Source organism: Pseudomonas brassicacearum subsp. brassicacearum, from assembly GCF_008801605.1.
GTDB classification, from domain to species: Bacteria; Pseudomonadota; Gammaproteobacteria; order Pseudomonadales; family Pseudomonadaceae; genus Aquipseudomonas; species Aquipseudomonas brassicacearum.
In genome coordinates, this window is sequence record NZ_VZPJ01000017.1 from 48006 (window position 1) to 60356 (window position 12351).

The following is a 12351-nucleotide window of genomic DNA, read 5'->3' on the forward strand; positions in this document are numbered from 1 at the left end:
GGGAATGTAAGCCTTTAAAGGTATGCCTGTTGCCCATGGGCGTCCAGTTGCACCGAACGTTCCCGTTGTTGCAGCAGTCAATGGCATTAGAAGGCGCTCCCTCAACAAACGCTGGAGACTGACTGACATGAAGCGTCGATACCGTTGGCCATTGTGGGTTTTCGCCGCCATCGCCGCGGTGCTGGTGGCCCTGCATTTCACCTTGCCTTATCTGGTACGCGACTACCTGAACGACAAACTGGCCGACATGGGCGATTATCGCGGCCGGATCACCGACGTGGACCTGGCCCTGTGGCGCGGTGCCTACCGGATCAATGGCCTGGAAATCGTCAAGGTCGACGGCAAGGTCCCGGTGCCGTTCGTCAGCGCACCGCGGGTGGACCTGTCTGTGAGCTGGCACTCGCTGTGGTACGACCATGCGGTGGTCGCCGAGGTTGAATTCGCCCGCGCCGAAGTGAACTTCGTCGACGGCGGCGCCAACCGCCAGAACTCCCAGACCGGCCAGGGCACCAACTGGCGCGAACAATTGAGCAAATTGCTGCCCATTACCCTCAACGAAGTGCGCATCCGGGATGGCAAGGTCACCTTTCGCAATTTCAACTCCAAGCCGCCGGTCAACCTGCGGGCCACCGAGGTCAACGCCAGCTTCTACAACCTGACCAACGTGGTCGACACCAAAGGCAAGCGCGACGCCCGTTTCGAGGGCAAGGCCCTGGTGGCCGAACACGCGCCATTGGAAATGCAGGCCACCTTCGACCCCTTGAGCAACTTCGAGGAGTTCGATTTCCGCCTGCGTGCCAGGAACATCGAACTCAAGCGCCTGAACGACTTCGCCGGGGCTTATGGCAAGTTCGATTTCAATGCCGGCCACGGCGACCTGGTGATCGAGGCGCAAGCCGACAACGGCAAGCTCAGCGGCTACATCAAGCCACTGCTGCGCGATGTCGATGTGTTCGACTGGCAGCAGGACGTGGAAAACCAGAACAAGAACATCTTCCGCTCGGTCTGGGAAGCCTTGGTCGGCACGGGCGAAACGGCCCTCAAGAACCAGCGCAAGAACCAGTTCGCCACCCGGGTGGAACTCAGCGGCAATGTTCACCAGCAGGACATCAGCGCCTTCGAAGCCTTCCTGCAGATCCTGCGCAATGGTTTCGTCGAGGCCTTCAATGCCCGTTATGAACAACCGCCGCCGTCGACCGACTAGGGCTTGCGCGTGACGGTGTAGCGGCCGGGCGCTTCTGCTGCCGCTATTCCCGCTCCATGCTGCAATGAGTCCCAGCCCAGGCATGCCAAGGCCAGCGAACGCGGCACAGCCTCGCGACCGCTGCTGTAGCGAGTGATGCTGCGAGCGCTGACCCCAAGCGCTTCGGCGGCCTTGTTCAAAGACAAGCCGGTGCGGGCGCGCCAATTGATGAAAATGCGGGTATTTTCATCCACGGCGTTCTGCGCCAGTGCATCCAGATAAAGGGTATCGGCACCGATCTGGATATCCGGTTCGGGCCATTCCACGCTCCAGCCATCGTCCCCCAGACTCGCGCCTCCAAACGCGCCCTCTTCAAGCAAAGGCTGCAAGCCCGGATAACGTTGCACATCGGCGCTCATGTCCAGTGTCAGCCGCTGCCCATCAATGAACGTCAATTCGAGACTGAACGGTAATAAGACCTGCACAGCCGACAGCCGCGGCCGTTTCATGGGTAGCATCGTTGCCAATCCTCCAGCAGTTGCGCTTGATGGGCGCTGACCCAGTCCAGCGCTTCCTTGATGATCAATGGCAGCACCCGGCCCGTCATCACTTCGAATGTGGTACCCCTGTGGCGAGGGAGCTTGCTCCCGCTGGGCTGAAGCGGCCCCAAAAGTCTGCGAGCGCTGCGCACTCGAGCGGGAGCAAGCTCCCTCGCCACAAGAGCGGCTGACCGTAAGTAAAAACATGAACCCGGAAGCGTATCGCCAAATTGGCGATACGCAATACTGGCAAGGCGCCGAAACCGAGTCAACATGTGACGCCCCATTCAGAGACTGAATACAGCGTCTGCGTTCACAGTCGGCGGGGCGCCGCGTTATAGTCGGGCACGATATTTATTTCGCGCGCCCCGCCTCGCCGGGCCGGCGACACCGTTCGAGGAATTGCAGATGAAGTTCGAAGGCACCAGCGCCTACGTGGCCACCGATGACCTGAAACTGGCCGTGAACGCCGCCATCACCCTGGAGCGACCATTGCTGGTCAAGGGCGAACCGGGCACCGGCAAGACCATGCTGGCCGAACAACTGGCCGAGTCCTTTGGCGCGCGCCTGATTACCTGGCACATCAAGTCCACCACCAAGGCCCACCAGGGCCTCTACGAGTACGACGCGGTCAGCCGTCTGCGGGACTCGCAGCTGGGCGTGGACAAGGTCCACGACGTGCGCAACTACCTGAAGAAGGGCAAGCTCTGGGAAGCGTTCGAGTCCGAGGAGCGGGTGATCCTGCTGATCGACGAAATCGACAAGGCCGACATCGAGTTCCCCAACGACCTGCTGCAGGAACTCGACAAGATGGAGTTCTACGTCTACGAGACCGACGAAACCATCAAGGCCAAGCAACGGCCGATCATCATCATTACCTCCAACAACGAAAAGGAACTGCCGGACGCGTTTCTGCGCCGCTGCTTCTTCCACTACATCGCCTTCCCCGACCGCGTCACCCTGCAGAAAATTGTCGACGTGCATTACCCGGACATCAAGAAGGACCTGGTCAGCGAAGCGCTGGACGTGTTCTTCGACGTGCGCAAGGTGCCGGGCCTGAAGAAAAAGCCTTCCACTTCCGAACTGGTGGACTGGCTCAAGCTGCTGATGGCCGACAACATCGGCGAAGCGGTGCTGCGCGAACGTGATCCGACCAAGGCCATCCCGCCGCTGGCCGGCGCCCTGGTCAAGAACGAACAGGACGTGCAATTGCTCGAGCGCCTGGCGTTCATGAGCCGTCGCGGCACTCGCTGATCCTCTTCGTCTAACAAGAGCGAGGGCGATTGCCATGCTGCTTAACCTGTTCAATGAGATGCGCGCCGCCAAGGTGCCCGTGTCGGTGCGCGAACTGCTGGACCTGATCAACGCGCTGAAACAGCGGGTGATCTTCGCCGACATGGACGAGTTCTATTACCTGTCCCGGGCGATCCTGGTGAAGGACGAACGGCATTTCGACAAGTTCGACCGGGCGTTCGCCGCCTACTTCAACGGCCTGGAGAAACTCGACGATCACCTCCAGGCGCTGATTCCAGAGGACTGGCTGCGCAAGGAATTCGAGCGTTCGCTGACCGACGAAGAGCGGGCACAGATCCAGTCCCTCGGTGGCTTGGACAAGCTGATCGAAGAGTTCAAGAAGCGCCTGGAAGAGCAGAAGGAACGCCATGCCGGCGGCAACAAGTGGATCGGCACCGGCGGGACCAGCCCGTTCGGCTCCGGCGGCTTCAACCCCGAAGGTATCCGGGTCGGCGACGCCGGCAAGCGCCAGGGCAAGGCCGTGAAGGTCTGGGACCAGCGCGAGTACAAGAACCTCGACGACCAGGTGGAATTGGGCACCCGCAACATCAAGATCGCCCTGCGCCGCCTGCGCAAGTTCGCTCGCCAGGGTGCGGCCGAAGAGCTGGACATCGACGGCACCATCGACCACACCGCCCGCGATGCCGGTCTTCTGAACATCCAGATGCGCCCGGAACGACGCAACACCGTCAAGTTGTTGCTGCTGTTCGACATCGGTGGCTCGATGGATGCCCACGTGAAGATCTGCGAAGAACTGTTCTCGGCCTGCAAGACCGAGTTCAAGCACCTGGAGTATTTCTACTTCCACAACTTCGTCTACGAATCGGTGTGGAAGAACAACCTGCGCCGCACCTCGGAGCGCACCTCGACCCAGGACTTGCTGCACAAGTACGGCGCCGACTACAAAGTGATCTTCATCGGCGATGCCGCCATGGCGCCTTATGAAATCACCCAGGCCGGCGGTAGCGTCGAACACTGGAACGAAGAAGCCGGTTATGTGTGGATGCAGCGCTTCATGGAGAAGTACAAGAAGCTCATCTGGATCAATCCGTACCCCAAGGACACCTGGGGCTATACCGCCTCGACCAACATCGTGCGCGAGTTGGTCGAGGACCGGATGTACCCGCTGACCTTGCGGGGGTTGGAGGAAGGAATGCGGTTTCTTTCCAAGTGATCTTTGGTGCCCTTTAGGGCCTCATCGCGAGCAAGCTCGCTCCCACAGGGATCTTGTGTATGACGAAGATCCAGTGTGGGAGCGAGCCTGCTCGCGATGCTTTTAGCAGTCGAGAAAAACGTGCAGGCACTCCACCTGCAGCCGATGCGCCACCTCCTGCACCACCGGCCGCAACCGCACCTGCGCCCCCGGCAGGCATTGCGCCAGCCGGGCCAGGGCCAACGGAGTCAAGGCGCCCAGGCGTGGATAACCACCAATGGTTTGCCGGTCGTTGAGCAGCACAATCGGCTGGCCATCCGGCGGCACCTGCACGGCACCGAGCGGGATGCCCTCGGAAATCATCGCCGACCCCTGATACTCCAACGCCGTGCCCAGCAAGCGCATGCCCATGCGGTCGGCGCGACTGTCCAGCGTCCATGGGGTGTTGAACGCGTCGAACAGACTCTGCCCGCTGAACGCACCGTTCTGTGCTCCCAGGATCAAGTCCAGCGGCTGCGCTTGCTGGAAGTCCGGAATCCGTGTGTGCGGCATGGGCCGAGGCGTCACCGCGCCTGAATAGCTCAGGTGCTCGCCGCGACTCAGCGCCCGCCCTCGCCCATCCAGGCCACCGAGCTCCTCACGCACCACCGTCGCCCGACTGCCCAGCACCGCAGGCGCATTGAAACCGCCCGGAGCTGCCAGGTAGGCCCGGGCACCGAGCACGGGCTGGGTGAGCGCCAGCACCTGACCTTTGCGCAAGCTGAAGAAGCGCCACGACGCCACCCCCTGGCCGTCTATCCGTGCGCCCAGGTCCGCCCCGGCCAGCGCCAGCACGCAATCCTCTTCGGCCATCACGGTGAAACCGCCGAGGGTAATCTCCACCACCGCGGCCCCCAGGGCATTGCCGAGCATCCAGTTGGCCCAGGCCATCGACAACCAGTCCGCCGCGCCACCCTGGGTCACGCCCAGATGCCTCACGCCGAAACGGCCGGCGTCCTGCAACAGGCACAGCGGGGTGCTGGCCTCGATCAACAACCGGCTCATGCCTGGGCCTCCAACGGTGTATCGTCGCCACCCAGCGCGATGAATTCGGCATGGTCCACGGGAGCAAAACGCACCGTGTCTCCCGGCTGCATCAGGCTGTAGCCATCGCGCTCGCGATCAAACAGTTTGGTCGGGGTGCGACCGATCAGGTTCCACCCACCGGGCGATACCACCGGATACGCCGCGGTCTGGCGCTCGGCGATACCAACGCTGCCCGCTGCCACGCGCTTGCGCGGCGTGTCGAGGCGCGGTGCGGCCAGTTCCTCGTCCACCAGCCCCATGAAGGCAAAGCCGGGAGCGAAGCCCAGGGCAAACACCTGGTACTCGCGTTCGCTGTGGCGGCGGATCACCTGGGCGACCGTCAACCCGCTGCGGCTCGCCAGCAGCTCCAGCTCCGGCCCGACACGGAGGTCGTACCACACCGGCAGCACGTGACATTGGCCGGCGGACCGGGCATCCGGTGAAAGGTTATTCAACGCCTCGTCGATCAATTCACGAGCCTGCACCGGGTTCAGGGCGAGCAAATCGTAGTGCACCATCAACGTGGTATAGGACGGCACCAGGTCAATCAGATGCTCGGCAAACACCGCTCGCAGACGCTCGCTGGCGGCGAGCATCCAGGGCATGTTGGCCTCGGCGATCTCATCGAACAGGCGCACCATCAAGCAGTCCACTGCCACCACTTCCAAGCGTGGTCTCATGGCGCACTCTGCCGGTCCAGGGCTTCGCGGATGCGTTGCACGGCCGCCACGGAGCTGGCGTTGTCGCCGTGTACGCACAAGGTGTTGGCCATAAGGTTCAAGGCGCTGCCGTCACTGGCGGTCAACGCATCGCCGCGGGCGATGGTCAGGGCCTGCCCGATAATCACCTCGGGATCGTGGTGCACCGCACCCGGCGCTTGCCGCGAAACCAGGCGACCGGCACTGTCATAGGCGCGGTCGGCAAAGGCTTCGAACCACAAGGTCAGGCCGTACTCGTCGCCCAGGGCCTGGGCGGCGCTGTTGTCCCGGGTCGCCATGAGCATCAGCGGCAGTTGCCGATCATAGGCCGCGACGGCCTGGATCACCGCGCGCAGTTGCGCCGGATTGGACATCATGTCGTTGTACATCGCGCCGTGGGGCTTGACGTAACTGACCCGCCCGCCTTGCGCCCGGCAGATGCCGTCGAGGGCGCCGATCTGGTAGTGCAGCAAGTCCTGCAATTCCTGGGCACCGTAGGCCATGGAACGCCGGCCGAAGCCAGCCAGGTCCTGATAAGCCGGGTGCGCGCCGATTCGTACACCGTGGCTCAGGGCCAGGCTGACGGTCTTGCGCATGATGCTCGGGTCGCCGGCATGAAAGCCGCAGGCGATGTTGGCGCAATCGATGAAGGGCATCACCTCGGCGTCCAGACCCATGGTCCAGCTGCCGAAGCTTTCGCCAATGTCGCAGTTCAATAGCAGGCGGCTCACGGTGAACGCTCCTGTAGGTTCTTTCTTTTGATCATGGGGCCAAGCCATGAAGCCCAGGCCCCACAAGTTATCAGTTACTCGGCTTCCAACTGCTTGCCTTGGGTTTCCGGCAGGCTCAACGCCGCGAGGATCACCACGCCATAGGACACTGCGGCGAACGCTCCGATACCCACGCTCAGCGGCACTTTCTGGCTCAGCAGGCCAATCAACAGCGGGAACAATGCTGCCACCGCCCGGCCAATGTTGTAGCAGAAACCCTGCCCCGAACCACGGATGCGCGTAGGGAACAGCTCGGTGAGGAACGAGCCCATGCCGCTGAACATACCCGAAGCGAAGAACCCCAGGGGAAAGCCCAGCCAGAGCATCACGTTATTGCTCACGTGCAGTTGGGTATACAGCAGCACGATGGTGAAAGAGCCGACGGCATACAGGACGAAGTTCTTTTTCCGACCCAGGATGTCCGACAGGTACGCGCTGACGACGTAACCGACGTAGGAACCGACGATCACCATCGCCAGGTAGCCACCGGTGCTCAACACGCTCAAGCCACGCTCATTCTTGAGGAACGTTGGCAACCAGGAGGTGATGGCGTAGTAACCGCCCAAGGCACCGGTGGTCAGCAACGAGGCACGAAAGGTGGTGAAGAGGATGCCGGGGGCGAAGATCTCGTAAAATTTCGCCGGATTGCTCGGCGTTTGCCGGGCCTTGGCCTGGCTATAGACTTCCGGGTCCTTGACCAGGCGCCGGACGAATATCACGAATATCGCCGGGACAATGCCCAGGATAAACAAGGCGCGCCAGGCGTCTTCCGGCGGTAATACCGAGAACAGCAGCGCATACAGGATCGCTGTCATGCCCCAGCCCAGGGCCCAACCCGACTGCACCATGCCCACCGCCTTGCCGCGGTCCTTGGCGCGGATCACCTCGCCCATCAACACCGCGCCAGCAGTCCACTCGCCGCCGAAGCCAAAGCCCATCAGTGTGCGGGAGATCAACAGTTGTTCGTAATTCTGGGCAAAGCCGCACAGGAAGGTGAAGAAGGCGAACCACAGCACCGTCAGTTGCAGGGTGCGCACCCGACCGATGCGGTCCGAGAGAATGCCCGCCACCCAGCCGCCAATGGCCGAAGCGATCAAGGTACTGGTGTGGATCAGGCCTGCCTGGCCAGTGGTGATACCCCACATCGCGATCAGAGTCGGCACCACGAAACTGAGCATCTGCGTGTCCATGCCGTCCAGGGCGTAGCCGATCTTGCAGCTCCAGAAGGTGCGACGTTCCTGCTGGTTGATGTTGCGATACCAGTCAAATGGGCCGGAACGGGCCTGGGGTTGGGGGACGCCGAGCGTGTCGGGTGCACTCATGGTGGTTCTCCGCAGTTTTATTGTTGTAAGTCTCGACGACGCTGACGTGGAGACCGATGCGTCGATTCTTGAGCGCGCGGCCGATCCCGTCCAACGAATAAAACCTTGGCTGGGTCATAAGAAAAACTTGATTGGGGGAACAGAGATAAAGAAACGACATTGCCGGAACTGAATGAACACAGTTGTGGCGAGGGGATTTATCCCCTCGCCACAGAGGCTCGCTGCGGCGCTACAGCCCGCGCAGGTCGCGCTCTTCAATCGGCCGGCCCTGGCGCAGGCGCTTGCCGCCCAGCACCACCCAGTCGATCAGGCGGAACAGGCATTCCAGGCCGAACGACAGCAACAACGCACCGCTGATGCCCCAGATCATGGCCTCGGGGGTCAACAGGATCTGGTAGCTGTAGCCATTCCAGGTTTCCTTGCGGATGTCCGGATCGGCGGCCAGTGCCACTTGCAGCATGCGGATGTACCACGGGCCTTGCATCGCCTGGAATTGCTTGTCCAGAGCCTGCTGGCGCACGAGCAAGGTGTTCAGGCTGTCGGCGTCGCTGCGAAAGATCGGGTCTTCGCTGGCGCGGTAATGGGCCACCAGGGCTTGCATGTCGCCCTTGAAGAACTGGTTGGCGGTGCCCTGGAACCCTTGCAGGCCGGTCTGCGCCTCGATCAGGTGCGCCTCGACCCGCTTGGCGTAATCATTGATGAAGCCCGGCACCTGGACCCCAACCAACAGGCCCACCGCGAACAACACCAGCCGTAGATAACTGAGCAACATAACGTGACGTCCTTATTCGGTCCGGCCGTGGCTGACGCATTCACCGCGTCGCCACAGGCTCCATTGACCAGGTTCGTAGCGGGTCCAGGTTTCGTTTTCGGTCAACGGTTCGGTGGCGATCACCGTGACCACGTCGTTGGGCGTGGTTTCAGCCTGGAAATCGACAATCACATCCACATCCTTGAGCCGCGCCGGGCCGAACGGCGCGCGACGGGTGATCTGGGCCAGTTTGGTCGAGCAATAGCAGAACAGCCAGTCGCCATCGCTGAGCAAGCAGTTGAACACGCCTTTGCTACGGTATTCGGCGCAGGCCTCGATCAGCGACGGGAGCAATTGCTCCACCTCCACCGGTTCGGGGAAGGCCTGGCGCACGCGGTTGAGCAGATCGCAGAAAGCCGCTTCGCTGTCGGTATCGCCCACCGGGCGGTAGAAGCTCACGCCCGGCTGGAAATCGGCGAGCTGGCCGTTGTGGGCAAAACACCAGTTGCGGCCCCACAACTCACGCACGAACGGGTGCGTGTTGGACAGGCAGACCTTGCCGACGTTGGCCTGGCGAATATGTCCGATCACCACTTCGCTCTTGATCGGATAGCGCTGCACCAGGTTCGCCACTTCCGATTCGCTGCTGGCGGCCGGGTCCTGGAACAGGCGCAGGCCACGGCCCTCATAGAAGGCGATGCCCCAGCCGTCCCGGTGCGGCCCGGTCTTGCCGCCGCGCTGCATCAGCCCGGTGAAGCTGAACACGATGTCGGTCGGCACATTGGCGCTCATGCCCAATAACTCACACATGCTCGAACTCTCGCTTCAAGGGGCAGGCCCGGTTACAGGCGCGGTTCGATACGCGAACGCTGGGGGTTGCTCGGCACGGGCGGGCGACCGTAACGGTCATCACCGGCCACGCCAAACGGTGGCTCGTCCTCCGGCTCATCGGCCGCGGCGGCGGCTTTTGCGGCGGCGGCCCGTTCCTTGCGAGCGTTGGCGGCCCGCTCGATAGGGAAGCGGATCAGCACCAAAATGAAGTAGAGGCCGAAGGCGATCATGCCGTACATGAGCAGATCGGAGGCCGCCCGCCAGACGTTGTTGCCGACTTTGAACAGCACGTCCAGGGCAACAATGGCCAAGGCCGGGGCGACCCTGTCCTTCACCGGATCAACGATGGTCGGGCAAAACAGCAGCACCGCCATCAGCAACCGCAGCGGTTCGCGCAACCAGCGCCACATCCAGCGGGTCATGCGCATCCACACCAGCAGGCAGCCCAGGGCGGCAAAGGCGTAGAGGCCCCAGGCGATCAGATAGTCATTCTCGGTCATGGTGTCCATGGCAAGGCAGGCAAAGAGACGCTTATAGTAACGGCTTTTCGCTCGTCAGGCTGCCCCGGCGTCTGGCGAATGGCCCGCGTGGTTGATTCTGTCCGGGCCATGTGTCCCTTTTCGTACAACGTTCGAGAGCCTTTCATGTCCCTATCTGCCCACGTTTCCAACGCCCCGATTGCCCGCAGGGACCCCGGTGTTGACCCATACGCCTGGCTGCAGGAACGCGACACCGACGCCGTGCTCGACTACCTCAAGGCGGAAAACAGCTATCAGGAAGCGCAACTCGCCGACCAGGCCGAACTGCGCGAAACCCTGTTCCAGGAGATCAAGGGCCGGATCCTCGAGACCGACCTGTCGCTGCCCTCGCCCTGGGGCCCGTACCTGTATTACACCCGTACCACAGCCGGTGACGAATACCCGCGCCACTACCGCTGCCCGCGTCCGGCCGATGACAGCCTGAGCGTGGATGAAAGCCGCGAACAACTGCTGCTGGACCCGAACGTGCTGGCTGGCGGCGGCTTCTTTTCCCTGGGCGCTTTCAGCATCAGCCCCGACCACCAGCGCCTGGCCTACAGCCTGGACACCACGGGCGACGAGATCTACACGCTGTTCGTGAAGGAATTGTCCAACGACAAGGTCAGCGAACTGTCCTTCGCCGATTGCGACGGCAGCATGACCTGGGCCAATGACAGCCTGACGCTGTTTTTCGGCGAGTTGGACGACACCCACCGCCCCCACAAACTCTGGCGCTATCGCCTGGACGGCACTGCCGCCGAGGAAGTGTTCCATGAGCCGGACGGGCGTTTCTTCCTGCACTGCTACCGTTCAAGCTCGGAAAAGCAGTTGATCCTGTCCCTGGGCAGCAAGACCACCAGTGAAGTCTGGGTACTGGACGCCGCGCAACCGCAGCGCCCCTTTACCTGCCTGGCGCCCCGCGTGGAAAACCATGAATACGACGTCGACCACGGCCTGCTCGATGGCCAATGGACCTGGTTGATCCGCAGCAACCGCGACGGGATCAACTTCGCCCTGTACCAGGCCGCCGACACAGGCGTGGCGCCGACCGAGGCCGACTGGCAGAACCTGATCCCCCACAGCGACACGGTGATGATCGACGGCCTGAGCCTGAACGCCGGAGCCATGACCTTGAGCCTGCGCGAAGGCGGCCTGCCAATCATCGAGGTGCACCCACAGGGCTTGCCGGCCTATCGGGTGCAACTGCCGGACGCGGCCTACAGCCTGCATGTGCAGAACAGCCTGGAGTTCGTCAGCGATCGCATCCGCCTGCGCTACGAGGCCCTGAACCGTCCGGCGCAGATCCGCCAGTTGGACCTGGCCAGCGGCGCACAGGTCGTGCTCAAGCAAACCCCGGTGCTGGGCCCGTTCGACGCCGATGCCTACGTCAGCCAGCGGCTTTGGGCTACAGCGCCGGACGGCACCCAGGTGCCCATCAGCCTGGTGGTCAAGCGCGAAGCCCTCGGCCAGCCGGTACCGTTGTACCTGTACGGCTACGGTGCCTATGGCGAAAGCCTCGACCCGTGGTTTTCCCATTCGCGGCTGAGCCTGCTTGACCGCGGCGTAGCATTTGCCATCGCCCATGTGCGTGGCGGCGGCGAGTTGGGGGAAGCCTGGTATCGCGCCGGCAAGCAGGAACACAAGCACAACACGTTCAGCGACTTCATCGCCTGCGCCGAACATTTGATCAGCAACGGTTTCACCACCGCCGAGCAACTGGCAATCAGCGGCGGCAGCGCCGGTGGCCTGCTGATCGGTGCGGTGCTCAATCAACGCCCGGAGCTGTTCAAGGTTGCGATTGCCGAGGTGCCGTTCGTCGACGTGCTCAACACCATGCTCGACCCGGACTTGCCGCTGACCGTCACCGAATACGACGAATGGGGCAATCCGGAGGAGCCGGACGTTTATGATCGGATCCGGGCCTACGCCCCGTACGAAAACGTCAGCGCCCAGGCCTACCCGGCGCTGCTGGTGATCGCCGGTTACAACGACAGCCGTGTGCAGTACTGGGAAGCGGCCAAGTGGGTGGCAAAATTGCGTGCCACCAAAACCGACGACAGCCCCCTGCTGCTCAAGACCGAACTGGGCGCAGGCCATGGCGGAATGAGTGGGCGCTACCAGGGATTGCGTGACGTAGCGCTCGAATATGCATTTGTCTTGAAGGTTTTGAGGGTGGCCTGAGGAACTCTGTGGGATGGCCGGGTCTTAGCTCCATGCGCCGGGCCCAG

At 62.4% G+C, this 12351-nt stretch carries 12 protein-coding genes and 1 pseudogene; 4 read left to right on the forward strand and 9 right to left on the reverse strand.

From position 1 onward, the window contains the following. Positions 1–127: 127 nt before the first annotated feature. Positions 128–1204 (forward strand): DUF748 domain-containing protein, encoded by a 1077-nt coding sequence (locus F7R20_RS27375; protein ID WP_003198892.1) that lies wholly within the window; start codon positions 128–130, stop codon positions 1202–1204. Here F7R20_RS27375 and F7R20_RS27380 read toward each other — a convergent pair. Together F7R20_RS27380 and F7R20_RS32145 are read right to left on the reverse strand one after the other, a co-directional pair. Continuing rightward, a complete protein-coding gene (locus tag F7R20_RS27380) occupies positions 1201–1701 on the reverse strand; it encodes a DUF2442 domain-containing protein (RefSeq protein WP_003198890.1) in 501 nt (166 codons plus the stop codon). The two genes, F7R20_RS27375 and F7R20_RS27380, sit on opposite strands and share 4 nt — an antisense overlap. Continuing rightward, positions 1689–1802 (reverse strand): annotated as a pseudogene (locus tag F7R20_RS32145) (DUF4160 domain-containing protein); the annotation flags it as partial. The gene F7R20_RS27380 and the pseudogene F7R20_RS32145, both read right to left, overlap by 13 nt. Before the next feature lie 328 nt (positions 1803–2130). Here F7R20_RS32145 and F7R20_RS27390 point away from each other — a divergent pair. Together F7R20_RS27390 and F7R20_RS27395 are read left to right on the forward strand one after the other, a co-directional pair. Continuing rightward, complete coding sequence (locus tag F7R20_RS27390; RefSeq protein ID WP_003184225.1) at positions 2131–2976, forward strand: AAA family ATPase; 846 nt, start codon at positions 2131–2133, stop codon at positions 2974–2976. Between the two features lie 34 nt (positions 2977–3010). After that, a complete protein-coding gene (locus F7R20_RS27395) occupies positions 3011–4189 on the forward strand; it encodes a vWA domain-containing protein (protein ID WP_003198888.1) in 1179 nt (392 codons plus the stop codon). Between the two features lie 102 nt (positions 4190–4291). Here F7R20_RS27395 and F7R20_RS27400 read toward each other — a convergent pair whose 3' ends face one another. The 7 genes from F7R20_RS27400 to F7R20_RS27430 form a co-directional block, all read right to left on the reverse strand. After that, on the reverse strand, positions 4292–5212 hold the full coding sequence (locus tag F7R20_RS27400) for a 5-oxoprolinase subunit C family protein (protein ID WP_003198885.1): 921 nt from the start codon (positions 5210–5212) through the stop codon (positions 4292–4294). Continuing rightward, entirely contained in the window at positions 5209–5913 is a 705-nt protein-coding gene (gene pxpB / locus F7R20_RS27405; RefSeq protein ID WP_003198883.1) for a 5-oxoprolinase subunit PxpB, read from the reverse strand. Before pxpB ends, F7R20_RS27400 begins: the two co-directional genes overlap by 4 nt. After that, positions 5910–6662, reverse strand: coding sequence for a 5-oxoprolinase subunit PxpA (locus F7R20_RS27410; protein WP_003198881.1), 753 nt, complete (start codon positions 6660–6662; stop codon positions 5910–5912). Before F7R20_RS27410 ends, pxpB begins: the two co-directional genes overlap by 4 nt. Positions 6663–6736: 74 nt before the next feature. After that, a complete protein-coding gene (locus F7R20_RS27415) occupies positions 6737–8023 on the reverse strand; it encodes an MFS transporter (protein WP_003198880.1) in 1287 nt (428 codons plus the stop codon). Between the two features lie 229 nt (positions 8024–8252). Continuing rightward, on the reverse strand, positions 8253–8795 hold the full coding sequence (locus tag F7R20_RS27420; RefSeq protein WP_003198877.1) for a DUF2937 family protein: 543 nt from the start codon (positions 8793–8795) through the stop codon (positions 8253–8255). Between the two features lie 12 nt (positions 8796–8807). After that, complete coding sequence (locus F7R20_RS27425; RefSeq protein ID WP_003198875.1) at positions 8808–9584, reverse strand: class II glutamine amidotransferase; 777 nt, start codon at positions 9582–9584, stop codon at positions 8808–8810. A 32-nt stretch (positions 9585–9616) separates the two neighbouring features. Beyond that, positions 9617–10114: a hypothetical protein gene (locus tag F7R20_RS27430; protein WP_003198873.1), complete on the reverse strand. Its 498-nt coding sequence runs from the start codon at positions 10112–10114 to the stop codon at positions 9617–9619. A 135-nt stretch (positions 10115–10249) separates the two neighbouring features. Here F7R20_RS27430 and F7R20_RS27435 point away from each other — a divergent pair, with 135 nt between their 5' ends. Further along, positions 10250–12304 (forward strand): S9 family peptidase, encoded by a 2055-nt coding sequence (locus F7R20_RS27435; protein WP_003198871.1) that lies wholly within the window; start codon positions 10250–10252, stop codon positions 12302–12304. Positions 12305–12351 lie beyond the last annotated feature (47 nt).

Bases quoted from the DNA above. Each gene is read 5' to 3' on its own strand.
- F7R20_RS27430 (WP_003198873.1), bottom strand. From the start codon at position 10,114: ATGGACACCATGACCGAGAATGACTATCTGATCGCCTGGGGCCTCTAC.
- F7R20_RS27425 (WP_003198875.1), bottom strand. From the start codon at position 9,584: ATGTGTGAGTTATTGGGCATGAGCGCCAATGTGCCGACCGACATCGTG.
- F7R20_RS27415 (WP_003198880.1), bottom strand. From the start codon at position 8,023: ATGAGTGCACCCGACACGCTCGGCGTCCCCCAACCCCAGGCCCGTTCC.
- F7R20_RS27375 (WP_003198892.1), top strand. From the start codon at position 128: ATGAAGCGTCGATACCGTTGGCCATTGTGGGTTTTCGCCGCCATCGCC.
- pxpB (WP_003198883.1), bottom strand. From the start codon at position 5,913: ATGAGACCACGCTTGGAAGTGGTGGCAGTGGACTGCTTGATGGTGCGC.
- F7R20_RS27395 (WP_003198888.1), top strand. From the start codon at position 3,011: ATGCTGCTTAACCTGTTCAATGAGATGCGCGCCGCCAAGGTGCCCGTG.
- F7R20_RS27380 (WP_003198890.1), bottom strand. From the start codon at position 1,701: ATGCTACCCATGAAACGGCCGCGGCTGTCGGCTGTGCAGGTCTTATTA.
- F7R20_RS27390 (WP_003184225.1), top strand. From the start codon at position 2,131: ATGAAGTTCGAAGGCACCAGCGCCTACGTGGCCACCGATGACCTGAAA.
- F7R20_RS27400 (WP_003198885.1), bottom strand. From the start codon at position 5,212: ATGAGCCGGTTGTTGATCGAGGCCAGCACCCCGCTGTGCCTGTTGCAG.
- F7R20_RS27435 (WP_003198871.1), top strand. From the start codon at position 10,250: ATGTCCCTATCTGCCCACGTTTCCAACGCCCCGATTGCCCGCAGGGAC.
- F7R20_RS27420 (WP_003198877.1), bottom strand. From the start codon at position 8,795: ATGTTGCTCAGTTATCTACGGCTGGTGTTGTTCGCGGTGGGCCTGTTG.